Origin of the sequence: Methylomonas sp. MK1, assembly GCF_000365425.1 — a bacterium.
Lineage (GTDB): Bacteria > Pseudomonadota > Gammaproteobacteria > Methylococcales > Methylomonadaceae > Methylomonas.
The window spans coordinates 2,854,655-2,880,670 of sequence record NZ_AQOV01000001.1; the positions used below are offsets into that span (position 1 = coordinate 2,854,655).

General features: G+C 52.1%; 24 protein-coding genes. 20 read left to right on the forward strand and 4 right to left on the reverse strand.

Annotation, left to right across the window (positions count from 1 at the left end; genetic code table 11):
* Positions 1–40: 40 nt before the first annotated feature.
* Positions 41–1,402 (reverse strand): AmpG family muropeptide MFS transporter, encoded by a 1,362-nt coding sequence (locus G006_RS0113590; protein ID WP_200860435.1) that lies wholly within the window; start codon positions 1,400–1,402, stop codon positions 41–43.
* Positions 1,403–1,692: 290 nt separating this feature from the next.
* A complete protein-coding gene (gene nhaD / locus G006_RS0113595; RefSeq protein ID WP_085986504.1) occupies positions 1,693–3,000 on the reverse strand; it encodes a sodium:proton antiporter NhaD in 1,308 nt (435 codons plus the stop codon).
* 212 nt (positions 3,001–3,212) lie between these two features.
* On the opposite strand from nhaD, the gene G006_RS0113600 reads away from it, so the two are divergent.
* Positions 3,213–4,865: a nitrite/sulfite reductase gene (locus G006_RS0113600; protein ID WP_020483747.1), complete on the forward strand. Its 1,653-nt coding sequence runs from the start codon at positions 3,213–3,215 to the stop codon at positions 4,863–4,865.
* On the forward strand, positions 4,852–5,307 hold the full coding sequence (locus G006_RS0113605; RefSeq protein WP_020483748.1) for a DUF934 domain-containing protein: 456 nt from the start codon (positions 4,852–4,854) through the stop codon (positions 5,305–5,307). Before G006_RS0113600 ends, G006_RS0113605 begins: the two co-directional genes overlap by 14 nt.
* 114 nt (positions 5,308–5,421) lie before the next feature.
* Here the strand turns inward: G006_RS0113605 and G006_RS0113610 are convergent, their stop codons facing one another.
* A complete protein-coding gene (locus G006_RS0113610) occupies positions 5,422–6,786 on the reverse strand; it encodes a S41 family peptidase (protein WP_020483749.1) in 1,365 nt (454 codons plus the stop codon).
* Positions 6,787–6,823: 37 nt separating this feature from the next.
* The gene (locus G006_RS0113615; protein ID WP_235048858.1) at positions 6,824–8,044 is read right to left on the reverse strand and encodes a murein hydrolase activator EnvC family protein; all 1,221 of its coding nucleotides are present in this window, start codon (positions 8,042–8,044) and stop codon (positions 6,824–6,826) included.
* Between the two features lie 390 nt (positions 8,045–8,434).
* Between G006_RS0113615 and G006_RS0113620 the strand changes: the two genes are divergently transcribed.
* The 18 genes from G006_RS0113620 to G006_RS0113705 all read left to right on the forward strand — a co-directional run bounded on the left by G006_RS0113620 (position 8,435) and on the right by G006_RS0113705 (position 26,002).
* Positions 8,435–8,746 (forward strand): ArsR/SmtB family transcription factor, encoded by a 312-nt coding sequence (locus G006_RS0113620; RefSeq protein ID WP_020483751.1) that lies wholly within the window; start codon positions 8,435–8,437, stop codon positions 8,744–8,746.
* A 179-nt stretch (positions 8,747–8,925) separates the two neighbouring features.
* The gene (locus tag G006_RS0113625) at positions 8,926–9,216 is read left to right on the forward strand and encodes a rhodanese-like domain-containing protein (protein WP_327036686.1); all 291 of its coding nucleotides are present in this window, start codon (positions 8,926–8,928) and stop codon (positions 9,214–9,216) included.
* Between the two features lie 33 nt (positions 9,217–9,249).
* Positions 9,250–9,723 (forward strand): protein-export chaperone SecB, encoded by a 474-nt coding sequence (gene secB, locus G006_RS0113630; protein WP_020483753.1) that lies wholly within the window; start codon positions 9,250–9,252, stop codon positions 9,721–9,723.
* 5 nt (positions 9,724–9,728) lie between these two features.
* Positions 9,729–10,730: an NAD(P)H-dependent glycerol-3-phosphate dehydrogenase gene (gpsA, locus tag G006_RS0113635; RefSeq protein WP_020483754.1), complete on the forward strand. Its 1,002-nt coding sequence runs from the start codon at positions 9,729–9,731 to the stop codon at positions 10,728–10,730.
* A 396-nt stretch (positions 10,731–11,126) separates the two neighbouring features.
* Positions 11,127–11,594, forward strand: coding sequence for a division/cell wall cluster transcriptional repressor MraZ (mraZ, locus tag G006_RS0113640; RefSeq protein ID WP_026147052.1), 468 nt, complete (start codon positions 11,127–11,129; stop codon positions 11,592–11,594).
* Between the two features lie 5 nt (positions 11,595–11,599).
* Entirely contained in the window at positions 11,600–12,529 is a 930-nt protein-coding gene (gene rsmH / locus G006_RS0113645; RefSeq protein WP_026147053.1) for a 16S rRNA (cytosine(1402)-N(4))-methyltransferase RsmH, read from the forward strand.
* The gene (gene ftsL / locus G006_RS0113650; RefSeq protein ID WP_020483757.1) at positions 12,529–12,801 is read left to right on the forward strand and encodes a cell division protein FtsL; all 273 of its coding nucleotides are present in this window, start codon (positions 12,529–12,531) and stop codon (positions 12,799–12,801) included. Before rsmH ends, ftsL begins: the two co-directional genes overlap by 1 nt.
* Positions 12,802–14,529: a peptidoglycan D,D-transpeptidase FtsI family protein gene (locus G006_RS0113655; protein ID WP_020483758.1), complete on the forward strand. Its 1,728-nt coding sequence runs from the start codon at positions 12,802–12,804 to the stop codon at positions 14,527–14,529.
* Positions 14,526–15,986 carry a UDP-N-acetylmuramoyl-L-alanyl-D-glutamate--2,6-diaminopimelate ligase gene (locus tag G006_RS0113660; RefSeq protein ID WP_020483759.1) on the forward strand — a complete coding sequence of 487 codons (1,461 nt, stop codon included), beginning with the start codon at positions 14,526–14,528 and terminating at the stop codon, positions 15,984–15,986. Before G006_RS0113655 ends, G006_RS0113660 begins: the two co-directional genes overlap by 4 nt.
* Complete coding sequence (locus tag G006_RS0113665; protein WP_020483760.1) at positions 15,983–17,347, forward strand: UDP-N-acetylmuramoyl-tripeptide--D-alanyl-D-alanine ligase; 1,365 nt, start codon at positions 15,983–15,985, stop codon at positions 17,345–17,347. The genes G006_RS0113660 and G006_RS0113665 overlap by 4 nt, the downstream gene beginning before the upstream one ends.
* Positions 17,347–18,429: a phospho-N-acetylmuramoyl-pentapeptide-transferase gene (gene mraY, locus G006_RS0113670; RefSeq protein WP_020483761.1), complete on the forward strand. Its 1,083-nt coding sequence runs from the start codon at positions 17,347–17,349 to the stop codon at positions 18,427–18,429. The genes G006_RS0113665 and mraY overlap by 1 nt, the downstream gene beginning before the upstream one ends.
* A gap of 2 nt (positions 18,430–18,431) precedes the next feature.
* Positions 18,432–19,802 carry a UDP-N-acetylmuramoyl-L-alanine--D-glutamate ligase gene (murD, locus tag G006_RS0113675; RefSeq protein ID WP_020483762.1) on the forward strand — a complete coding sequence of 457 codons (1,371 nt, stop codon included), beginning with the start codon at positions 18,432–18,434 and terminating at the stop codon, positions 19,800–19,802.
* Entirely contained in the window at positions 19,796–20,962 is a 1,167-nt protein-coding gene (ftsW, locus tag G006_RS0113680) for a putative lipid II flippase FtsW (protein ID WP_020483763.1), read from the forward strand. Before murD ends, ftsW begins: the two co-directional genes overlap by 7 nt.
* Entirely contained in the window at positions 20,959–22,023 is a 1,065-nt protein-coding gene (gene murG / locus G006_RS0113685; protein WP_020483764.1) for an undecaprenyldiphospho-muramoylpentapeptide beta-N-acetylglucosaminyltransferase, read from the forward strand. The genes ftsW and murG overlap by 4 nt, the downstream gene beginning before the upstream one ends.
* On the forward strand, positions 22,020–23,447 hold the full coding sequence (gene murC / locus G006_RS0113690; protein WP_020483765.1) for a UDP-N-acetylmuramate--L-alanine ligase: 1,428 nt from the start codon (positions 22,020–22,022) through the stop codon (positions 23,445–23,447). The genes murG and murC overlap by 4 nt, the downstream gene beginning before the upstream one ends.
* Positions 23,447–24,325, forward strand: coding sequence for a UDP-N-acetylmuramate dehydrogenase (gene murB / locus G006_RS0113695; RefSeq protein WP_020483766.1), 879 nt, complete (start codon positions 23,447–23,449; stop codon positions 24,323–24,325). Before murC ends, murB begins: the two co-directional genes overlap by 1 nt.
* The gene (locus tag G006_RS0113700) at positions 24,322–25,272 is read left to right on the forward strand and encodes a D-alanine--D-alanine ligase (protein ID WP_020483767.1); all 951 of its coding nucleotides are present in this window, start codon (positions 24,322–24,324) and stop codon (positions 25,270–25,272) included. The genes murB and G006_RS0113700 overlap by 4 nt, the downstream gene beginning before the upstream one ends.
* Positions 25,259–26,002: a cell division protein FtsQ/DivIB gene (locus G006_RS0113705; RefSeq protein WP_020483768.1), complete on the forward strand. Its 744-nt coding sequence runs from the start codon at positions 25,259–25,261 to the stop codon at positions 26,000–26,002. Before G006_RS0113700 ends, G006_RS0113705 begins: the two co-directional genes overlap by 14 nt.
* Positions 26,003–26,016 lie beyond the last annotated feature (14 nt).

Consider the following 26,016-nt stretch of genomic DNA (forward strand, 5'->3'; position numbering starts at 1 on the left):
GCTAGACCAATTGGCTCAAAACCAGGTAAAGACCAGAGTCCTATCGTTTAATATTCTGCACACGCCAAAGCAGCAGCAATAACAGCAGGGGCGGCACCGCAGTCAGACCAGTGGCCACAAACGCGGTAGCATAGGCTCCGAGCAACCCGTAGAACGGAGTGAGCGTTTCAACCGCAATCCCGGAGAATCCTTTCAGAAATTTGCCAAGCAAGGCATAGGTTGAGGACAGCATGGCGTACTGAGTAGCGGTATAGCCCAGACTGGTCAGGCTCGACATATAGATTACTAGGGCCACGCCAGCGAAGGACTGGGCAAAAGCGTCGAGCGTCATGATTGCGGCGAAAATTGCCGTGTCAGCGTTGACGCTGAGCAAGGCGAATGCCGCAGTGCCACAACCCTCGAACACAAGCCCCGCGATCAGTGTTGGCAATAGACCTAGTCGAACCGCACTGAGACCAGCAGCGGCAATACCGAAAAAAGTGGCAACCAGCCCAAATGACCCGCGCACCCAGGCCACTGTATCCTTGGAGAGCCCCAGATCGTGATAGTACGGATTGTACATTGGCCCCATCACGAAGTCGGGCAGACGATAGAGCGCCACCATCAGCAGCATAAGCAATCCGGCCACCTTGTGGTTGGCGAAGAAATCAATAAATGGGCCGATGACCGCATCGGCGAGGCCGCGCAAGGTCCATAACGGAGACTTACGGTGCAGCACCACCTCGGCGCGGACTGGCTCAGAGGCAAACAGGGTTGCCATTGTGCAGAATGCCATCAACATTGCCATGGCAGCGTAGGACATGCTCCACCCGATACGGGCCGCCGCAGCAATGATCAAGGCATCGGTAATGATGAGGGCGACGCGGTATCCGACCTGCGCCGCCGAAGTCATCAAACCCACTTCGTCGGTGTCGGAAGCGGATTCGATTCGCCAAGCGTCGATGGCGATGTCCTGAGTGGCTGACGCGAAGGCGGTCAACAAGGCGAACACACCAATTGCCACCAACCCGCCTGCCGTCCCGACAGTGGCCATGCCAAGCAACCCGATGACGACCAGAATCTGGCACAGTAGCATCCAACCGCGACGCCGTCCCAGACGGCCCAGCAGCGGCACATCGACATGGTCCACCAGCGGCGACCAGTACACTTTGAAGGCGTAGGCGAAGCCAACCCAGGAGATAAACCCAATGGCAACCAGACTAGTACCATCGTCCCGCAGCCAATAGCCGAAGGTGTTGGCCGTCAGCAGGAAGGGCAGGCCAGAGGCGAAACCCAGCGCCAGCATGACAGCAACCTTGGGCTGTTTAAGCTCACGCATCACTTCCAGCGCGGAGCGTTTACGGCGCGCGGCGGAGCTAGTCGCGGTTATTGAATGGGCTTCTTGCAACGACTTGTCAGGCAAAGAGGGAGCACCGTACGTTGGCAATCTCATGCAGAAACAATACTTTACCCGAGCAAGCTACGTCCGCCAGACCGAAAAAACTAATAATTAACAGCGAAACCTGTCCATCGACCAGCCAGACAGATAAAGACGAAGAATCCAACGAGAACGGAGGCCGGCCGAAATGCCGAGAAAAGTCTGCTGCACACGCTCTGTGCGAAGCAGAAACAGAGAAAGCGCTACTCCAACTGTTGACAGCCTTTGTCACGCGCTTTCCCTGGTTTTAATACAGCTTTATCAAAATCGACGAATTAACCGTTGATCAGATAGTGAGTAACGATACTCGCCGCATAGCCTGCAGCGATAACCGGCGTCCATTTCAAGTGACTGAAGAAGGTATACTTGTGATTGGATTGCCCCATCAACGCTACGCCTGCCGCAGAACCCACCGAGAACAATGAACCTCCGACACCAGCAGTCAATGTCACCAGCAGCCATTGGTACAAATCCATATCCAGATTCATGTTCAGTACCGCAAACATTACCGGGATGTTATCAACCACCGCAGAAATGATACCCACCAGGATGTTGGCGGTGGTTTGACCCAAGCCGTCATACATTGCACTGGATAACAACTCCAGATAACCGATATAACCCAGGCCGCCTACCGCGAAGACCACACCGAAGAAGAATAACAAAGTATCCCACTCAGCTTCTTTTACGCGGTCAAATATATCAACGCGGGAACCATCTTCCGCAGGAAAGCGAACTTTCAAGTAGTAGCTAAACAGCATCAATATCGACAGACCAAACATCATTCCCATGAATGGTGGCAAATGCAGCAACTGCTTAAAGCTAACAGCCAAACCGATAGTGACGCCAAATAAGCCGCAAACCACCCAGCCACCTGGCTTCAATTCCACGGCTGCTTCATTGGTTGCCAACGGTTGACCGTTTGGAATCGCTTGCGCCATGAAGAATGCAGGCACCACGAAGTTCACAACTGACGGAATAAACAGCTTGAAGAAGTCAAAGAATTCAGCGTAACCAGCCTGCCATACCATCAGCGTAGTGATGTCTCCGAAAGGACAAAACGCACCACCAGCATTGGCCGCGATCACCAAGTTTACAAAACCGATAGACACGAATTTCTCGTTGTCAGCACCGACCGCCATCACCACAGCCCCGACCAATAACGCGGAAGTCAGGTTGTCGGCAACCGCCGACAGAAAAAATGTAATGATGCCAGTGATCCAGAACAATTGCTTGTAGCCGAATTGTTTTCTGATAAGCCAAGAACGCAAGGCTTCGAATACATTCCGTTCCGCCATGGAGTTGATGTATGTCATCGCCACTAGCAAAAACAACATCAATTCGGCGTATTCTTTTAAGTCATGTTCGAAAGCCTTGTGTAGCTCCTCACCTGACACACCGGCTTCCTGAGCCAGTATCGCTACATGCCCCCAAATGACGGCCGCGGCAAAAATGACCGGCTTAGATTTACGCAAATGCGTAAATTCTTCGGCCATCACGAAACCATAGGCCACCAAAAAGATCAGAACGGTGTAGATGCCCCGCTCGGTTCCGGTTAAGCCGAGGTTGTGAAACTCTTCAGCCATGGCGATTTCCGGCAAAAACAGCAAGCCGGCCAAAATTAACAGTAAGCGCAACAAGATAGCCCCCTTTATCCTCTATGTTTTAGTCATTATTGAAAGCGGAAAAAACTAACCGGGCATGTTATCACCATACAATATTCTTTGTCATTTAATCCCGGCCAGTATATTATTCAGATACCTAGCAAAATAGTATGTAAACCAAGCATCGCCTTTAAATGTATCAATATAACAAGCAAGATCAAACACTTATCGAGGAGCGCGTCAATGAGTTTCGCGGTCAAACCCAACGCTTTTTAAGCGGCGAACTCGGCCCCGACCAATTCAGAGCCTTACGCCTAATGAACGGCTTGTATGTGCAAACTCATGCACCCATGCTCCGTGTCGCAGTACCGTACGGCCTGCTCTCGTCCAAGCAATTACGCAAGCTGGCATCGGTAGCTCGCGACTATGACAAGGGCTATTGCCATTTCACGACCCGGCAAAACGTACAGTACAACTGGCCGGCACTGGAACGGGTACCCGACTTGCTTGCCGAACTGGCGACCGTGCAAATGCACGCCATTCAAACCAGCGGCAACTGCCTGAGAAACACAACCTCCGACCCCTTAGCCGGCATTTGCAAGGACGAAATCGAAGATCCGCGTCCGTATTGCGAGATCATCCGGCAATGGACCACATTGCATCCGGAATTTGCCTTTTTGCCGCGCAAATTCAAGATCGCAGTTAGCGGCGCCACGCATGACCGCGCAGCCGTGCAGTTCCACGACATTGGTGTGTATCTGGTAAAAAACGAAGCGGATGAAATCGGTTTTAGAATCCTAGCCGGCGGCGGCCTGGGCAGAACGCCCATCATTGGCCAAACCGTTAGACCCTTCCTGGAAAAACATCATCTGCTGTCGTATTTGGAAGCGATTCTACGGGTCTACAACCTGTTTGGCAGACGCGACAACAAATATAAAGCGCGCATCAAAATCCTGGTCAAGGAAACCGGCCTGGAAAAATTTACCACCATGGTCGAAAAGGAATGGCTGCGCATCAAAGATGAAATGCTGCTGAGCAATGAACGTATAGAAGAGATGAAAGCGCAGTTTGCACCACCGCCATACGATGCGTCGGCAAGCAACGATAACTCCTTCAACGCGCACTTAGCCGCTGACACCGGCTTTGCAAAATGGGTTAAATACAATACCGTCGAGCATAAAATCGTCGGCTATCGCGGCGTTTACGTTTCGCTAAAAGCCCCTGACTCGCCTCCGGGCGACATGACCGACAAGCAACTCGAAGCTGTAGCCGATTTAGCTGATAAATACAGCTTTGGCGAAATTAGAAGCACTCATAGACAAAACCTGGTCTTGGCTGATGTGAAACAAGCCGACCTGTTTACAGTATGGCAGCAACTAGACGCCATCAAATTGGCTACGCCTAATATCGGCACCGTCACCGACATGATCTGCTGCCCAGGCCTGGATTTTTGTTCGCTGGCTAATGCCGGCTCTATCGGTGTAGCGAAAGAACTCAACGAAGCATTGGATGATTTGGATTATATCCACGACATCGGCGACCTTAAAATCAACATGTCCGGCTGCATGAACGGCTGCGCCCATCAAAGTGTCGGCCATATCGGCATTCTCGGCGTCGATAAGCATGGCGAGGAGTGGTATCAAATCACCTTGGGCGGTTCTTCTGAAAACGAAGCGGCAATAGGCGAACGTTTGGGGCCATCGGTTCCCAAGGACCAAATCACTTCTACCATCACAACGATATTAGACGTTTACCTCAAGCAACGCCTTGAAGACGAAGCATTCTTAGAGACCGTCAAACGCGTTGGCCTGGAACCATTTAAAGAAAGAGTTTATGCAAATCATTAAAGATCGACAGTTGGTAGAAAACACTTGGACTTTTATTGCCGACGACAATCCGCTGCCAGAAAATGGCGACATTACAGTCACATTAGCTCGTTGGCTGGCAGATAAAGAACAACTAATCAAACGTTCCAGCCAAACCGGCGTTCGACTCATCCCCAGCGATCAAATTGAACCGCTGACTGACGACCTGAGTAAAATTGGTGTAATAGAGCTTAATTTTCCGATATTCGGCGATGGCAGACTTTTTTCGCAAGCACGTTTGTTAAGGAGCCGCGACGGTTATCAAGGGGAAATTAGAGCCGTCGGCGATTACCTGCCTGACCAAGTATTTTATTTGGCGCGCGTGGGCGTGAATGCGTTTGAGTTTTCCGATCCAAACCATATCCAAGAGGCCCTGGCAGCCATGAACAATTTCTCGGTACGCTATCAGGCATCGACGAACTAAGCCAAAGTCGGAGAATTGCCTTAAGCACCTGGCAAGAAGTACAAAAAACAGACAATAAAAAACCCGCTTGACGAATATAGCCAAGCGGGTTTTTATTTGCCTAATACTTTTAGGTTACTTTCTCATGATACTGATACCTTTCAGCAGATTCAACGCTTCATGCAAAGGGTAGTCGCGAATTTCCGCTTCTGAGGATTCGTTAGTATCTCCGTCTTTTTCAGACTGATCTTTCGCATCATCTTTATCCTCTTCTTCGGATTTTTTCTCAGGCTTCGCGTTACCATTAGTCAAGTGGTGCGTCAGATCAGCTTCTTTAATCGACTCGATCTTGGCTTTTTCCAACGACTCGAGCTTAACTCTTGCCAAAGTCACATCAGGCTCAATACCCTGCGCCTGAATGGAGCGACCGGATGGCGTAAAGTAACGGGCAGTGGTCAACTTAACTGCCGCACCATTGCTGGTCGGCAGTATGGTTTGCACCGAACCCTTACCGAAAGACTTTTCGCCCATGATGATGGCTCGTTTGTGATCCTGCAACGCACCCGCAACAATTTCCGATGCCGAAGCCGAGCCGCCATTAATCAGCACCACAATCGGCGCACCGTTGATAATATCGTCAGGCGTGGCACTAAAACGCATTTCTGAGTTTTTGATTCTGCCCTCGGTATACACGATCAAACCGGACTCGATAAACGCATCACTGACATCGACAGCAGCATTCAATACACCGCCCGGGTTGTTACGCAAATCCAACACAATACCTTTCAGCGGGCCTTCGTTTTCTTTTTTCAGTTCGTCGACCGCGTCCACCAAACCTTGACCGGTACCGGATTGGAAACTACTGATCCTCAAGTAACCGTAATTTTTTTCCAGCAGTTTGTTTTTCACGCTTTTGACTTTGATAATGTCGCGGGTCAACGTAAATTTCAGTGGTGCCTCTTCGCCTTCGCGAACGACAGTCAGCACAATGTCACTGCCGGGTTCGCCACGCATGATTTTTACCGCATCAGCCAGCGTCATACCCTTGACCGGCTTGTCATCCAACCGCACGATCAAATCACCCGCCTTGATGCCGGCGCGCTGGGCAGGTGTATCGTCAATCGGAGAAACGACTTTAACAAAGCCGTTTTCCATGCCCACTTCAATTCCCAAGCCACCGAACTGACCGGTCGTGCCTTCTTGCAACTCTTTGTATTCTTCGCTAGCCAGATAAGCCGAGTGCGGATCCAGACCGGACAGCATGCCGCGAATCGCATCTTCCAACAGTTTTTTGTCGGATACTGGCTCGACATAATCCTGTTTGATACGCCCGAATATCTCGGTAAACGTCCGCAACTCATCGAAAGGCAAGGCCTGTAAATCATCCACCTTCGTCGAAACGGGCGATTCCTTTTCCGCCAGGACGCTGCTACACAAACTCAGCGTCGCACCTAAAATAAAACCGACCAATAAAATCAAAATATTTCTGTTTTTTAGCATGTGTTTTAAAACTCCAACAACCTGTTCCTGTAAATGATTAACCCTTGGCCGGCTTACGGCACCATTGCTCGGGATCAATGGGCCGACCTTTTTTCCTGATGCCGAAGTACAACGCCGCATCCGCACGCCCACCGCTACGTCCAACCGAAGCCAGTGTCTCGCCAGCTCTAACATGCTCTCCCACGCTTTTATGCAAACTCTGATTGAATGCATACAAACTCATATAACCCTTACCGTGATCGACAATGATCATCAAACCATAACCCCGCAACCAGTCGGCGTAAACGACTCTACCGGCGTTAACCGCATGAATATCGGCACCTTCGCGTGCGCTAATCACCACACCATCCCAGGTTGTCTCGTAGCGGCGACTGCCGAAACGATCAGTTATCGCACCTTGCACCGGCCAAGGTAGCTTTCCTTGCAACTCGGCAAAAGATAGGCCCGCCGGCTCGCGAACCGGATTGGCTTCGGATTTTTTAGGCGGTTCGGGTTGTTCGGTAGGCTTTTCGCGCTTCTCAATTACGCGCTCCGGCTCAACCGCAGACTCATGAGCTTCATTATCATCAGTTTTCTGTAATGATGCTACCAAGGCCTGCAATTTTTTCTCGTCATGCATCAACCCGGCCAGCTGAACACTTTTCGATGCATAGTCTTGCTGAATGTTGGCAAGCAATGCTTCTCGCTGTTTTTTTAGCGCCTGCATCGCCTCGGTTTCTTGTTGCTTCTTTTCGAGAGACACTTGCAACAGCTGAGTTTCCGTGTCTTTTTGCGCTTCCAACTGCCGCAAAACCTTGAAATCTTCGGCCATGGCCTGAAGCTTTTGTAACCGGGCCTTACTAATGTAATCGTAGTAAACCAACATTCGGCTTGATACCGCCGGATTATGCTGATTGAGAATAACCTTCAAGCCTTCTTTATCGCCGCCCATCGCATAAACCGACTTGATCAGCCCCTCAAGCTCCTTCTCCTGGCTACGCATGTCTTTTTGGGTGGCAACGCCTTTATTACGAACTTCCTGCAATGCCTGCTCTTGCTGCCTGATTTCGGCTTTGATGCCGCGCAGACTATTTGCAAGCTCCCCGTATTGCCGCTCCAGTTTTTGCAACTGCTCTAACAATCGAGACTTTTCAGCCCCCAGGCTTTTCACGTCATCGCCAACTTGCTGAATTTGCGACTGCACCTCTACCAAACTGCGGGCTTTTACGGGATCGCCCTTAGCGGGCAAAGCCCAGGCAATCACAATCCAAGTTAGCAAAAAATAGCTGCCGACACGCATCGACTAGGCAACCAACAATGACCGTCCAGTCATTTCCAAGGGTAGCAACAGTAACGGTTTTGATAAGCGGGCCATTTGTTACAGACTCCAAACATTAAATTCGTAGGCGTTAAGGAAGATAAAATTTGGCCTCATCAAAAAGCGAGTCCACCCGCGCAGCCCCGAGCTATTTTCCTAAGCCTCTAGCCGAGGGTATTGAACAATAAAGCCCACTCTGTTAGATTTGCTCACCTTTTATTGCGTTAGCGCAAGCAATTAAACCTACTTGCACCATAGCGACATTATACCAGCACAAGGATGTCGTCATAGTTCGAAAAGTACCATTGTTCGCTCACTGTTCTTAACCTTAGCCACGATCATCGTTAATAAATGGAAGACAAAAACGATACCATCCACTACGACGACAACGATATTAATCGGGCTGCGCGCTGTTTGAAAGCGATGTCTCATCCGTTGCGCCTAAAAATCCTGTGTGTGCTCGGTAATAATTCGATCAGCGTACAAGACATCGTTGAGCAAGTAGGTACGAGTCAAAGCAATATTTCCCAGCACCTGGCAATCCTGCGAGACAAAGGCATTCTCGATTACAAAAAAGAAGCCAATCGGGTTTACTACTTTATCGACGATGAGCGAGTAATACACCTAATTCAAATGATGCGCAGCGTTTTTTGCGGCACGTAAACAGCATTCCATAACCACTAAAATAAACCAACGCGATGGACCAATATATAGAATTTGCCACCAATCACTATTTGCTAGCATTCTCGCTAGTATGCGTTATTTTCTTATTAATCCAAGACTTGCTCGCGAACTCATTCAATAAGTACGAAAGCATTTCTCCGTTGATAGCCGTAACCAAAATGAACAGTGACGATGTCGTTGTGCTTGACGTCCGGGAAGCCAACGAATTCGTCAAAAGCCACATCGAAAATGCGATCAATATTCCCTTAGGCAAATTAGAAGAACAAATTAGCTCTTTGGAAAAGCATAAAAATCATCCCATGATCGTTACCTGCCAGACTGGCGCCCGCTCGGTAGCCGCTTGCAAAACGCTCACCAAAACCGGATTTGATAATGTATTTAATATGAGTGGCGGCATGCAATCCTGGGAAGACAACAAACTCCCCATCAAAGTCAGCAGTAAAAACTAAAGATTAATCAACCAAACCCAACAAATAATCATCATGGCCGAAATCAACACATCCAGCGAAAAGCAATTCGCGATTCAAAAGATTTATACCAAAGACATTTCTTTTGAGACCCCCAACGCTCCAAAGATATTCACCCAAAAATGGGAGCCCGCGCTGGATCTTAATCTCGGCACACACGTTCAACCCATCGAAAACTCGATGTACGAAGTATCCCTGACATTAACTGTCACCGTAAAAATAGCCGACAGCACTGCCTATTTAGTTGAAGTAAATCAATCCGGGATTTTTTCGATAGCCGGCTTCACCGAACAAGAAATGGGCCCAATGTTAGGCAGCTTTTGCCCCAACGTCTTGTTCCCGTATGCGAGAGAAGTAATTTCCGATCTTGTCAATAAAGGCGGCTTTCCTCAGTTAATCTTGGCGCCGGTCAATTTCGACGCATTGTATATGCAGCACCTGCAACAAGCACAAGCTGAACAGGAACCTGAAGCAAAAACGCTAAATTAAGCGGGATGCCACCATCAATCAGTATTCTTGGCGCCGGCTCATGGGGGACCGCTTTAGCGGTACAGGCAGCCAGAAATGGCTGCGATACCCTTTTGTGGGGCCATAATCCCAGACATATAGCCGCACTAAAGCAAACCGGCGAAAATAAACGGTATTTACCGGGCGTACATTTTCCAGAAAACCTGCAATTCACCGACAATCTTGAGGAAGCAGTGGCTTTCAGCTCGGTATTGCTTATTTCAGTCCCCAGCCACGCCTTTAGGGACTCATTGGCGCAAATCAAACCAATGCTCAGCGAAAACTCGCGGATTGCCTGGGCCACCAAGGGTTTCGATTGCCAAGATGGCGCCTTGTTAAGCGAGGTAGCGGCACAAGTGCTGGGCGCGAATATCGAAAGCGCCGCACTCTCCGGCCCTACGTTTGCTCAAGAAGTAGCCGCCGACCTGCCAACCGCACTCACCATCGCCTCTACCTCAGAAAGCTTCGCCGCCCAACTTAGCGAACGATTGCACAACCAACGCTTTAGGATCTACACCAGCAACGATATTATCGGCGTTCAGGTAGGCGGAGCCTGCAAAAATGTTCTGGCAATCGCGGCGGGCATAGCCGACGGCCTTGGCTTTGGCGCCAATACCCGAGCTGCACTGATCACTCGCGGCCTAACCGAAATCATGCGACTCGGCATCAAACTTGGCGGCCAAGCCGACACCTTCATGGGGCTAGCCGGACTCGGCGACCTGATTTTGACGTGTACCGACAATCAATCCAGAAACCGCCGCTTTGGCTTGGCATTAGGCCAAGGCAAAGACCAAAAATTCGCTTTAAGCGAAATCAATCAGGAAGTCGAAGGCGTATCAGCCGCTCGAGAAGCGCACCGCCTATCGCAAAAATACGGCGTCGAAATGCCAATTACCGAACAAGTCTACAAGGTGTTATTCGAACATCTCCCACCCAAACAAGCCGTCCAAAACCTGCTGACACGCGATCAAAAGCCGGAAAGTCTGTAAGCTTTGCCTTACTATTCAACGATATTACGATCCTAGCGGCACGATAGCCACTACCCAGAACCTGCTGACCACCAGGCTTATACTAAGCAAAGCCAGTCTCGCGCCAAGCGATTCAATCTGCTCACTACAACAAATCGCCTTCAAAAAAGTGAGAATTAGCGCTTAATAATTGCAATCCACATCAAAAACCATAATTAACTTTTTGATAAAAATCACTTTTACCCAAAACCCTTACCCCTAGCACCCAACACACCTCAACCCTGCGTAAGTCCTTGTAGAAAAAGAAAGAATTTAATTTAAATGCCTCTTGACTAAGCCCCCTTTGAAAACTATAGTGGTGTAAAAGTGATGTAAAGTGGTTAGAAATGGATTTTTTTGGAATTTTTGAGGTTCATCTTGTTTCGAGGCATAAGTTCAATCAGTTTGGATGCGAAAGGGCGCATTGCAATTCCTACCCGCTATCGGGAGGAGTTACAGGAATCCTGCGACCGCCAAATGGTTGTGACTGTTGCCGTTGACGACAAATGCGTCGGTGAGCCGGGCTGCCTATGGTTATACCCGTTACCGGAATGGGAAAAGCTCGAACAAACCATCAGCAAATTGCCGACTCTAAACAAAATGGCCGGCAAACTGCGGCGTTTTGTGATCGGTAACGCCTCGGAATGCGAAATGGACAGCCAAGGCCGCCTGCTGCTGCCGGAAACCCTCAGAGAGTTTGCCGGCATGGAAAAACATATCATGCTGGTTGGTCAGCTGAATAAGTTTGAAATCTGGAACGAAGCGGCCTGGAAGGCCAAAGAACAGGAATGGATGGACGGTAACGACACAGAGGGCCTTGAAGAACTTGGCTCGCTGTCGTTTTGACGGAGATGCCCGCCCATCAGACGGTTTTGTATGAAGAGGCCTTAGAGCAGCTCAACATAAAACCGGAAGGTATTTATCTGGACTGCACTTTCGGACGCGGAGGACATAGCAGCGGCATTCTGAAGTTACTGAATAGCTCCGGCAGGTTACTGGCGCTTGACAGAGACATGGACGCCATCGCTAGCGACGATGCCAAACGCCTATCGGAAGACAGCCGTTTTAGTTTAAATCACGCCAGCTTTGCAGAGCTGAGTGCCGTCATTGAACAGCAAGGCTATACGGGCAAAGTCGACGGCATTCTGATGGATTTGGGCGTATCTTCCCCGCAACTGGACAATGCGGAACGCGGGTTCAGTTTTTTACGCGATGGTCCTTTAGACATGCGTATGGATAGCAATCACGGTCTATCGGCGGCGGATTATTTGGCACGAGTCGAGGAAAAAGAATTGGTTCGCGTGCTGTTTGAATATGGCGAAGAGCGCTTTGCCAGACGAATTGCCAACGCCGTTGTCAGCCAACGCCAACAGCAGCCGCTGCAGACCACTCTGCAATTGGCAAAATTGATCGAAAACAGCGTGCCGTTTCGCGACAAGCACAAACATCCTGCAACTCGCAGCTTCCAGGCGATCAGGATAGAGATTAATCAAGAACTCGAACAGATTAAAACCGGATTGAAACAAGCCGCGGACGTATTGGCCCCGGGCGGACGTTTAGTCGTGATCGCCTTCCATTCATTGGAAGACCGCATCGTCAAACGCTTCATTCGCGACCAAGCCGGCCCGAAAACCAATCCCGGCAAGCTGCCGATTAAAGAGCAGGACATCGAACAAGGCCAGTTACGCAAAATAGGAAAGTCGATACGAGCACAACAACAGGAATTGCAACAAAACCCACGCGCACGTAGCGCGGTAATGCGAGTTGCGGAGAAACGTTAATGGCGATTGCAAGAAATATCCTGCTGACATTGCTGGTGGCGATGCTGATGATCTCCGGAATTGCCGTGATTTACAGTAAATACCAATCGCGACTGCTGTTTATCGACATTCAGAAAAAAGAAAAAGAGCTCGACGACTACGAAGTGGAATGGGGTCGGCTACAACTGGAATTGACGACGCTGACCGAAGAAAACCGGGTTGAAATCGAAGCAAGAACACGGCTGATGCTGACTTTGCCGGCCCAAGACAAAATTATTTATATAAAGCCGTAAATGCGAATTGCCACCGGCGCGGGCACGATACCGCGCCAAAATACAGATTTTGTGATCCGGCGCAGATTGCTGCTTTCGGTGATGTTGCTGGCCATGTTGGCCTTGGTGGGCCGCGCGGTATACCTGCAAATTCTCGATAAAGAATTCCTGCAGGACAAAGGCGATATGCAGCACGTCGGCGTGGTTTCGGTTTCGGCTTATCGCGGGCAGATTAAGGATAGGAACGGCGAACCGCTGGCGATCAGCACTCCGGTGCAATCAATTTGGGTCAATCCGCGCCAACTACGAGATGCCGAACAGGACAAATTGACACCGATGGCAAAGATCCTTGGCTTTCCGGAAAAGGAACTTCGAGCCCTCTTGAAAAAGGAAAAAGACGCCAACAAGCGTTTCGTGTATTTGCGCAGACAGATTAACCCGGATATAGCCGAAAAGGTCAAAGCTCTGGAAATTACTGGCGTGTACTTCGAACGGGAGTTTAAGCGTTACTACCCGGCCGGTGCGGTATCGGGACATTTATTGGGCTTCACCAATATCGACGACATCGGCCAGGAAGGTATAGAGCACGGCTACGAGCACATTCTGCGCGGCCAGCCCGGCAAAAAGCGCGTGATTAAGGACGGCAAAGGTCAGATCATCAAGGACGTTGAAAATATTGAAGAAGCCATCCCAGGCCGCGACCTGGTGTTGACTATCGACGAGCGCCTGCAATACCTGGCTTACCGGGAATTGCAGAATGCGATGATCCAGAATAAAGCGCATTCGGCATCCCTGGTGGTGCTAGATGCCAAAAACGGCGATGTATTAGCGACTGTCAGCCAACCGGCTTTCAATCCCAATAATCGCAAAGAATTGAGCAGTAACCGGTATCGCAACCGGGCCATGGTGGACAGTTTTGAACCGGGCTCGACGGTCAAACCCTTTGTGGTGGCGGCGGCACTGGATGGCGGCTATATCAAGCCCAACGTAATGATAGAAACCCATGGTGTCTATCACTTGGGCCGCAACGTGGTTAAGGATGTGCATAACTACGGCACGATGGATTTGACCCACGTGCTGCAAAAATCCAGCAATATCGCGGTTACGCAAATCGCGATGACGATGCCGCCGGAATATTTTTGGGGTGTATACAGCAGGCTGGGGTTCGGCACCTCCGCAGGCGTCGGTTTTCCCGGCGAAGCCAGCGGCTCCTTACTGGATTATCAAGGCTGGCACGAATTCGACCAGGCGATTTTATCGTTCGGTTACGGGGTTTCCACCTCAATTTTACAATTGGCCAGAGCCTATACCGCTTTGGCGGACGACGGCATCATTCATTCCGTCGCCTTACTAAAGCGCGATGAAGATCCGGACGCGCAACGAATTTTCAAACCCGAGACGGCTAGAAAGGTCCGGGAAATGCTGGAACACGTGATCAGCAAGGAAGGCACGGCATATCAGGCCAGAGTCGAGGGTTACCGGGTAGCGGGTAAAACCGGTACAGTGAAAAAAGCCGGTGCCGGCGGTTACAGCGAAGATAAATATTTATCGGTATTTGTGGGCATGGCGCCGGCCAGCAATCCGCGCTTCATTATCGCGATTGTAGTGGACGAACCCACCACCGGCCAATATTACGGCGGACTGGTGGCGGCACCGGCATTCTCGAAAGTGATGGCTGGTGCGTTGCGCGTATACGGCGTTGAGCCTGACGGCATGGACAACATGCATTTGTTGTTGAGCAAACAATGAAGCTGGTCGAATTGATGAACGGACTGACAGTAAATCCAGCGGATTTGGTGATTAGCGGCTTGTGTTTGGACAGCCGAAACATCCAAGCCGGCGATGCGTTTATTGCTTTGAACGGCGCATTCCAACATGGGATCGCGCATGCGGAACAGGCTATAGCCAACGGCGCGACCGCAGTAATTTACGATCCAAATGGCGCGGATATGCAGCTAGTTAGTGCCTTGAAAGTACCTAGCCTAGCAATTGCCGATTTGGCGCATAAATTCGGCAAGATCGCCGCAAAATTTTACGGTAATCCATCGCAATTATTGGATGTGATCGGTGTGACCGGCACCAATGGCAAAACCACCTGTAGCCAGTTAATCGCCCAGGCTTTGCCCGCTTGCGGTGTGATAGGCACATTGGGCTGGGGCGATTTCGGCAATTTGCAGCCGACCGCCAACACGACGCCGGATGCGTTGGCCGTGCAACAGATGCTGAATGAATTTGTAAAGCAGGATAAGCGTAACGTGGCCATGGAAGTTTCCTCGCACGGCTTACATCAGGGCCGGGTTAACGGGGTCAGCTTTAAAGGCGCGGTATTTACCAATTTGAGCCGTGACCACCTGGATTATCACGGCAGCATGGCGGAATACCTGCAAGCCAAACTGGCGTTGTTCAAGACACCGGGGCTGCAATTTGCGGTGGTCAATCTCGACGATCCGAGCAGCGCCGAGGTTTTGCAAAGCGTACCGAACGCCGTTGAGAGTTGGACTTTCAGCGCGACCGGCCGACGCGGTATTGCTAAGGAAGCCGTAAGCGCCGAACAAGTAAAACACAGCGCTGGCGGCATTGAATTCGATGTCGTCTGGCGTGAGCAAAATTGCCGGGCTACAACATCGCTGGTTGGTGGCTTTAACCTGGATAACGTGCTGGCGGTGCTTTGTGTACTACTGGCGACCGGTAGCAAATTCGAAGCTGCCGTCGCGCAGTTGGCTAAATTGAGCGCCATTGCCGGCCGCATGGAAAAATTCGGCGGCCACGGCAAGCCCACGATATTTGTGGATTATGCGCATACCCCGGACGCACTGGAAAAAGTGCTGAAAGCCGTCAAAGGCGCAAACCGGTTAAGAGTCGTGTTTGGCTGCGGCGGCGACCGTGACAAGGGCAAGCGCCCTCAGATGGGCCGGATTGCCGAAACCTGGGCGGATCAAGTTATCGTCACCGACGACAATCCGCGCGGTGAAGTACCAGCAGCAATTATTAAAGACATTTTGAGCGGCTGCCAAAGCCAAAAAATAACGGTAATTAACGATAGAACCACGGCCATAAACACAGTGATAAGACAAGCAGACCCAGACGATTGCGTAGTGATAGCCGGCAAGGGCCACGAGGACTACCAAGAAATCGGCGGCGTGAAGCAGCCGTTCAGCGATAGCGCTGTCGTCATGCAAGCACTGGCGGCGTGGAGCAAGCCATGAAATTGCTACTTAGCGAAATCGCCCAAGCCGTCAACGGCAAGCTGATCGGCGAAGACAGAGAAATTCGCGCCACGGGTATCGATACCCGCACCTTACAATCCGGCGCACTGTATATCGCCATCAAAGGCAAGAATTTCGACGGCCACAGCTTTATCGATAAGGCTGAGCAAGCCGGAGCGGCAGCGCTGTTAATTGAACAGGCCTGCGCATCGGCGTTGCCGCAAATCATCGTCACCGATACCCATTTGGCATTGGCGGAACTGGCTGGATACTGGCGCAAAGCCTTGTCGGTCAAAGTGGCCGGCGTCACCGGCAGCAACGGCAAAACCACCGTCAAGGAAATGATTGCGGCGATTTTCGCCACCCAGGGCCACACTTTATCGACTCAAGGCAATCTGAACAACGACATCGGCGTACCCCTGACACTACTGAAACTGGATGATTCTCATCGCTACGCAGTGATTGAAATGGGCGCCAACCATCCCGGCGAAATTGCCTATACCAGCCGCTATGCGCAAGCCGATGTCAGCGTCATCACCAATATCGGTGCCGCCCATATCGAAGGTTTCGGCAGTATTGAAGGCGTCGCCGAAACCAAAAGCGAAATCTTCAAAAGCCTCGGTGAAAATGGCGTGGCGGTATTAAATCGCGACGACGCTTTTTACGATTTCTTACTAGCCGTGGCCGGCAGCCATCGAAGCGTGTCCTTCGGCTTGAGCCCCGCAGCAGACATTACTGCTTTAAATATTGACACATCCTTAGACTCCCAAGGCTTTAACACCTATTTCGAATTAAAAACTGCGACTCACGTTTTACCAATCCGATTGCATCTGGCCGGCGCCCACAATGTGAAAAACGCCTTGGCCGCAGCGGCAGTAGCACTGCAATTCGGCATCAGCCTGCCAGACATTAAACAAGGCCTGGAACAACTCCAGCCGGTCACCGGCCGCATGCAACCCTTAACGGGCCGTAAGGGCAATATCGTCATCGACGATACCTATAACGCTAACCCCAACTCCTTGAAAGCCGCGCTGGACGTACTGACCGATTGCGGCAGCGAAGCGTGGGTGGCCCTGGGCGCTTTCGGCGAACTCGGCCCGGACAGCCCGGCGATACACCGGGAAATGGGCGAATTAATCAAGGCAAAATCGGTGAAGCGTTTGTTCGCCACCGGCGCATTGGCAAAACATGCCGTTGAAGCCTTTGGCGACGGCGGCCAGTTTTTCGACGATCAGGAACAATTAATAGACACCCTGACAACAGCCGTCACAGGAAAGGAAACCCTATTGGTTAAAGGCTCGCGCGCCCAAAAAATGGAAAACGTGGTGGCGGCGATGGTCAACAATTTCAGAGCAGCCTAATGTTACTTTTACTCGCGGATTTTTTAACTAGTATCGATAGCGGCTTCAGGGTCCTGCATTACCTGACCTTTCGCGCCATTTTGGGCGTACTGACCGCACTCAGTATTTCCCTGATGGTCGGTCCGGCCATGATCGAAAAATTGACTCGCAAAAAAATCGGCCAAAGCGTGCGCGACGACGGTCCGCAAAGCCATTTTTCCAAATCGGGCACGCCAACCATGGGCGGTGCGATGATTTTGTTCGCGGTAGCGATCAGCACCCTACTCTGCGCGGATTTGAGCAATCGTTATGTCTGGGTGGTATTGTTGGTGACACTGGCCCACGGTGTAATTGGTTTTATCGACGACTATAAAAAAGTCCTGCTCGGCAATAGCGACGGCCTGTCCGCCCGCGCCAAATATTTCTGGCAATCGCTGGTCGCGCTGAGCGCCGCCTTATACCTTTACAACACCGCCCAGGTCGCCGCGGAAACCCAGTTTATCGTGCCGTTTTTCAAAAACGTCACCGTGGACATCGGCTGGGGCTACGTAGTGTTGACCTATTTCGTCATTGTCGGCTCCAGTAACGCGGTCAATCTGACCGACGGCCTGGACGGCCTGGCCATCATGCCGACCGTGATGATCGCCGCCGCCTTGGCGATTTTTGCCTATTTATCCGGCCACGTTAATTTCTCGCAATATCTGGCTATCCCGCACATCCCCAAAGCCGGCGAGCTGGTGGTATTTTGCGCGGCCCTGGTCGGTTCCGGGCTGGGCTTTTTGTGGTTTAACACCTATCCGGCCATGGTGTTCATGGGCGACGTCGGCGCGCTGGCCTTGGGCGCTGCGCTGGGTATCGTCGCGGTGCTGGTTAGGCAAGAAATCGTCTTGGTCATCATGGGCGGCATTTTTGTGATGGAAACCATTTCGGTAATTATCCAAGTCGCCTCTTTCAAAACCCGCAAAAAGCGGGTGTTTTTGATGGCCCCCATTCATCATCATTACGAATTAAAAGGTTGGCCGGAGCCGCGCATCATCGTCCGTTTCTGGATTATCTCGGTCATCCTGGTGTTGATCGGTCTGGCCACGTTGAAACTGAGATAAGCATGAACACCACCGCCCTACTCAGTAATCTGGAAACCCATTTCAACTTAAATCCGGATAGCGCTCGCCTATTGATCGTAGGTCTGGGCGCTACCGGCTATTCAGCTGCGCAATTTTTGCAAAAGACGCCGATTAAATTCGCGGTGATCGACAGCCGAAAAAACCCGCCGCTGATCGACAACCTACGCGAACAAATGCCGGACGTGCCGGTGTTTTCCGGCGGTTTCGACCAATCCGCGCTGGATGTCGCCACTCACTTGCTGGTCAGCCCTGGCGTGTCTTTACACGAAGCGGCCATCCAAAAAGCCGTACAGGCGGGCGTTACCGTACTCAGCGACATCGACTTATTCGCTTGCGCCACTGATAAACCGGTTATCGCCATCACCGGCTCCAACGGTAAAAGCACGGTTACCACCATGCTGGGCGAAATGGCTAACGCCGCCGGCGTCAAAACTGCCATTGGCGGCAACCTCGGCACACCGGCTCTGGATTTGCTGCAACAGGACGCCGAACTTTACGTATTGGAATTGTCCAGCTTCCAGCTGGAACGTACCAAGGCTTTGAACGCCAAAGTCGCCACCGTATTAAACGTCAGTCCGGATCATCTGGATCGCCATGACGGCATGGCGGGCTATGCGGCGGAAAAGCAACGCGTGTTCCGGGGCGACGGCGTAATGGTCTTGAATGCCGACGACCCGATGGTCATGGCCATGCGCGATCCCGCCCGGCAAACATTGACTTTTTCCACGCAAACTCAAGCCGATTTTTATCTGCGTCGCGGCGAAACCGATACTTTGATGCAAGGCGAACAAGCCCTAATGGCGGCAAGCAAATTGCGCCTGGAAGGTAGCCATAACATCGCCAATGCGTTGGCAGCGCTGGCCCTGGGCACGGCAGCCGGTCTAAGCATCACCAAAATGTGCGATGCGCTCAGACAATTCAAAGGCTTGCCGCACCGCATGCAAAAAGTCGCGGAAAAAGGCGGCATCAATTGGGTTAACGATTCCAAAGCCACCAATATCGGTGCCTGTATAGCCGCGCTAAAAGGTTACGAACATAAAGTGATTTTGATCGCCGGCGGCGAGACCAAAGGCGCGGACATGCGCGAACTGGTACCGGTCGTCACCGAAAAAACCAAGGCCGTGGTGCTGATAGGCAAAGACGCGCAACTGATCGCGCAAGCGTTAAACAACTGCGTGCCAACGCATTTCGCGGGAACTATGAAGGAAGCGGTAACCATAGCCGCCAGCATTGCTAGCGCAGGCGACAGTGTGCTGTTATCGCCGGCCTGCGCCAGTCTCGATCAATATCGCAGCTATGTTGACCGCGGCAATAAATTCGCCGAAGCCGTGATGAGTCTGCCCTTATGTTGAAACCAACAGTCAAGCCACGCGCGCAAAACCGTTTGCATATCGACCCGGTGTTGATGCTAGCGTGCTTTAGTCTGCTGGGCATCGGCTTCATGCTGGTCACCTCATCCTCTTTGCACTTGGGCGTAAAGATGGCCGATGACATTTCGCACTATCCATTCAAGCAGTTGATACATATTGCGTTCGGCTTGGGCTTTTCCGCAGTCATTTTGAATATACCGATGCAGAGCTGGGAAAGAATGGGGCAAACCCTGTTCATCGCCGGCCTGGCTTTGCTTTTGGTGGTATTAATTCCCGGCGTCGGCATCAAAGTCAACGGCAGTATCCGCTGGCTGTCGATTTTCGGGTTGCGGATTCAGGTTTCAGAAGTGGTGAAATTCATCTCGGTCATGTACATGGCCGGCTATGTGACTCGCCATTCCGAACACGTGCGTCGCTCAGCGTTCGGCTTGGTCAAACCCCTAATGTTGTTTTCGGTAGCTTGCGTGCTTTTATTGCTCGAACCTGACTTCGGCTCGGCGGTGGTGATTCTGATCATCGCCATGGGCATGATGTTTCTGGGCGGCGCCCGTATTTCCCAGTTCATCATTTTATTGGGCCTAGTTGCAGGCTTGGCCGTGGTATTGGTTATCGAATCTCCCTATCGATTGGCGCGGGTCACCAGTTTCATGGATCCGTGGGCCGACGCCAGAGACAGTGGCTTTCAATTGACTCAAGCCCTGATTTCCTTCGGTCGCGGCGAATTTTTCGGCGTTGGTTTGGGCAACGGCCTGCAAAAACTTTTTTATCTGCCGGAAGCGCACACCGACTTTTTGTTCTCGGTTTTGGGTGAAGAACTCGGTCTGCTTGGCGTATTGCTAATCATCGGCCTATTCGCCGCCCTGGTAGTCCGCGCCTTTGCGATTGGCGAACAAGCCGAACAAGCCGGCCTGAAATTTTCCGCACTAGCAGCTTACGGCCTGGGTATCTGGTTTGGCTTCCAATCCTTCGTAAACATGGGCGTGAACATGGGCATGCTGCCCACCAAAGGTTTGACCTTGCCGCTGATGAGCTACGGCGGCGGCAGTATGATCGTCATGTGCGGCGCGATGGCGGTATTGTTTAGGATTCATTACGAAGTCACCGAACACAATAAAAGCAATGTGAAGGGGAAACACGCATGAGCGGCCGCATCGTCATCATGGCAGGCGGCACCGGCGGACACGTGTTTCCGGCACTGGCAGTTGCTCAGGAGATGCGCCAACGCGGCTGGCAAGTCAGCTGGCTGGGTACCGAGAAAGGCCTGGAAAGCCGGGTAGTGCCCGCCAACAATATCGACATAGACTGGCTGGCGGTAGCCGGTATGCGCGGCAAGGGATTGCTGTCCAAACTCGGCGCCGGTATTAAATTGATTCAAGCCTGCCTGCAAGCACGGCGCATACTGAAGCAACGCCAACCTAACGTAGTATTGGGCATGGGCGGTTTTGTGGCCGGACCGGGCGGATTGATGGCGAAATGGTTGGGCATCCCGCTGGTGATACACGAACAAAACCGGGTACCCGGCACCACCAACCGTTTACTGGTGAAACTTGCTGCCCGCAAAGTATTGGAAGCGTTTCCGGATAGCTTCGCCAAGTCGGTACACGCCATCTGCACCGGCAATCCGTTGAGAGATGCGTTCATTGACCTGCCTGAAAAATCGGAATGGCATCCGCAAGCCGGCCGCAATTTAAGGATTCTGATCCTGGGCGGTAGCCAGGGCGCTAAAGTCCTGAACGACACTGTGCCGGAGGCCTTGGCCGGATTGAGCAATCTTGACGTAAAACACCAGACCGGCAGCGCCATGCAAGCTGAAGTGGCCGAGCGTTACCGCAAACTGGGTCTGAACGCCGAAGCCTTGGCCTTTATCGAGGATATGGCCACCACCTACCAATGGGCCGATTTGATTATTTGCCGGGCCGGCGCGATGACGGTCAGTGAAGTGGCGGCCTGCGGCTTGCCGGCGATTTTCGTGCCCTTGCTGCACGCCATCGACGATCACCAAACCGCCAACGCCAAATATTTAACAGAAGCCGGTGCCGCATTGTTGCTGCCGCAACCCGAATTAAACGCGGACAATCTGCGTAAAACCATAGAACAAGCCATGACATCATTAACATCCATGAGCCGGGCCGCCAAAGCCAAGGCCAGACTCGCCGCCACTCAGACTGTGGCCGATATTTGCGTTGCGGAGGCCGCCGTATGAACCGCCCCAACATCGAAAACCAAGCGCTGGGCGACATCGACAAAATCCATTTTGTCGGTATCGGCGGCACCGGCATGAGCGGCATCGCCGAAGTACTATCCAACCTGGGCTATACCGTGTCCGGGTCGGATATTAAAGGCTCGGCGGTTACTGATCGCCTGCAAGCCATGGGTGTGAAAGTCTACTTCGGCCACCACGCCGACAATGTGCTCGATGTCGATGTGGTCGTCACGTCTACCGCCGTCGATAGAACCAATCCGGAAATCGTCACCGCCTACGAGAATCGCATTCCGGTGATTCCGCGCGCGGAAATGCTGGCCGAATTGATGCGCTTTAGATTCGGCATCGCCGTCGCCGGCACCCACGGCAAGACTACCACCACCAGTCTGACCACCATGATGCTGGCCGAGGGTGGCCTGGACCCGACTTTTGTCATCGGCGGTCGCTTGAACAGCGCTGGCGCCAACGCTAAATTGGGCTTGGGTAAATATCTGGTTGCAGAAGCCGACGAAAGCGATGCCTCGTTTTTGTACCTGCAACCGATGATGGCGATAGTGACCAACATCGATCAAGACCATATGGAAACCTACGGCGGCAGCTACAGCCGTTTGAAGGATACTTTCATCAAGTTTTTGCACCAATTACCTTTTTATGGATTGGCTGTTTTGTGCAGCGACGACCCAGGCGTCTGCGCGATTTTGCCAAACATTTCCAAACCGGTGAAAACCTACGGCGTTAACGAAGATGCCGACGTCCGCGCCATCGACATTAAACAAGACGGCTTGCGTACGCATTTCACCGTGCTGCGCTGGGGCGGCCAACCGCCGCTAAAAGTCACGCTGAACCTGCCGGGCTGGCACAACATGCTGAACGCCTTGGCCGCCACGACCATAGCCACCGCGCTGGGCGTGGATGATGCGGCCATAGTCAAAAGTCTGGCCGAATTCAAAGGCGTGGGCAGACGTTTTCAAATCAATGGCGACGTAGATTTCAACGGCGGCAAACTAACCCTAGTCGACGATTACGGTCACCACCCGCGCGAACTGGCCGCCACTCTGGAAGCCTTGCGCCAAGCCTGGCCGACCCGCCGCAAGGTGGTGGTGTTTCAACCGCATCGTTATACCCGCACCCGCGACCTGTTCGAAGATTTCGTCGAGGTACTGTCCAGCGTCGATGTACTGATATTACTGGATGTGTATTCGGCCGGCGAAGCGCCGATTACCGGTGCCGACGGCAAAGCGCTGAGCCGCTCGATTCGAGTACGCGGCCAGGTTGATCCGGTATTCGTGCAAAACCGTGAAGATCTGGCCACCATCCTGGCCGGCATCGTCGAAAAAGACGACGTGGTATTGACCATGGGCGCCGGCAATGTCGGCCAGATCGCTGCTGAATTGCCGCACCAATTGGCTGAGGCCCTAAGGTAATGGTGACCAGAGGCACTTTATTAAACAACGAGCCGCTGGCGAAATACACCAGCTGGCGCGTCGGCGGTCCAGCCCAACACCTGTACATCCCGGAAAACAAAGCCGACCTGATCGAATTTATCGCCAGCCTACCCGCTGGCGAACCGCTGTATTGGATGGGCTTGGGTAGTAACTTATTGGTGCGCGACGGCGGCATTCGCGGCACGGTGATCAATACCCGCGGCCGTTTGAAAGAAATGTATCTGGCCGACTCCGAACGAGTTTACGTAGAAGCCGGCGTACCTTGCGCCCATGTCGCCCGCTTTTGCGCGGATTTAGGCCTGACCGGCGCCGAGTTTTTAGCCGGCATCCCAGGCACGATGGGCGGCGCGCTCAAAATGAATGCCGGCGCCTTTGGCGGCGAGACCTGGAGCATCGTCGAGAAAGTGGAAATGATCAACCCGCGCGGCGATGTAACCCAACGGGATCACCACGAATTCGAAGTGGCCTACCGTTCTGTAAAAGGTTTGGCCGACGAATGGTTCTTGTCGGCTCAACTGAAGTTAAGCAAAGGCAACAGCGAAGCCAGCCAGCAACATATCAAAGCACTACTGGAAAAACGCAACGCCTCGCAACCGACCAATAAACCGACTTGCGGTTCAGTATTCAAGAATCCGCCTGGCGATTACGCGGCCCGCTTGATCGAAGCCTGCGGCCTGAAGGGCTTTGCGATCGGCGGCGCAGTGGTGTCGGAAAAGCATGCCAATTTTATCGAGAATCGTGGCAACGCTAGCTCTGAAGATATAGAAACCTTGATCGAACATATTCAAACTCAAGTACAAACGCAATTCGGCATCAGTCTGCAAACTGAAGTCTGCCGGGTAGGTGATAAAGCATGAAGCCATTACGCATCAAAAATGCCGCCGATTTCGGCAAAGTCGCGGTCCTGTTGGGCGGTTCGGCCGCCGAGCGCGAAATATCCTTGAACAGCGGCAACGCGGTGTTTCAAGCCTTGAAAGCGCAAGGTGTTGACGCGGTCGCGATAGACGTCACCGCTAGCCCAATCGATGCGTTGGCAGGCGTCAAAGCCGACAGAGTGTTCAACGTAATCCATGGTCGTGGCGGTGAAGACGGCGTGTTGCAGGCCGTCTTGCAAGTAATGGGTTTGCCGTATACCGGCTCCGGCGTGATGGCTTCGGCATTGAGTATGGACAAATTGCGTACCAAGTTGTGCTGGCAAGGTTTGGGTTTGAGCACGCCGCTTTGGTACGTGCTGAAAAGTGCCGCTGACATCGATCCTTGCATCGCCAAACTGGGATTTCCGGTGATCGTTAAACCAGCGCAGGAAGGCTCCAGCATCGGTATGAGCAAAGCGACTAATCGCGACGAATTGATCGCAGCCCTGCAATTGGCCAAGCAGTATCTATGCGACGTGTATGCAGAACAATGGGTACAAGGCCAAGAATTCACCGTTGGCATATTGGACGGCGAAGCACTGCCGGCAATCAGATTGGAAACGCCCAATTCCTTTTACGATTTCGATGCCAAGTATCGAGCTAACACCACGAAATACCACTGCCCCTGCGGCTTGAGCGCGGAGCGCGAACAACAATTGCAAGCCTTGGCGGTACAAGCCTGCCATGCCTTAGATGTGAAAGGCTGGGCGCGCGTGGATGTATTTATCGACGCTAACGACCGGTCGCAACTGATCGAAGTCAATACCGTACCGGGTATGACCGACCACAGTCTGGTGCCGATGGCCGCTAAGGCCGTGGGGATTAGTTTCGATGAGTTGGTCTGGCGCATTTTGGAAACCAGCATGGCGGGTCCAGGTGAGCCGATTTAGATTCATCGTTATTTCCGCACTGTTGGTCGGCGGCGGTTGGTGGACGTGGCAGCAATTCGGCGCCAGCGCACTGAGCAGTAAGCCGATTCGCTACGTCAAGATTGAGGGCGCGTTCCAGTACACCAGCAAGGACCGGCTGAAAGAAGTATTGGCGCCGCAAATGAAACAGGGCTATTACCAGGCAGACATGGATGCGATTCATCAAGCGATTAAAGCCCTGCCATTGGTAGATAAGGTCGATGTCAAGCGGGTGTGGCCGGATGCGGTGCATATAAGAATTACCGAGCAAAAACCGGTAGTGCGTTGGGGGAAATCGGCGCTGCTGAACAAGCAAGGCGATTTGTTGGTGCCGGACAATATCGACGAATTTAAAAATTTACCGCTGATTACCGGCCCGGACGGCCAGGAAAAGAAGCTGCTGGAGATCATGAAAGGCGTGTACATCGTCTTGAAGGATAAATCGATGCAGCTCGCCGAGTTTCACGTCAACGAACGACGAGCCTGGCGGATCAAGTTAGCCAGCGGCATGGAAATGCAGTTGGGCAGAAAGGCGCCGCTGGAAAATATGCAGCGCTTTCTAAGAACCATGGATTTATTGGGAGAGGAACAGCTGGCCATGATAGCGAGCGTGGATACCCGTTACCCGAACGGCTTTGCGGTGACCTGGAAACCGGAAGTCACCAACATCGATTGGAAAGCAATCGTGGAAAAAAATAAAAACCTGATTTAAACGCTTACCGAGCA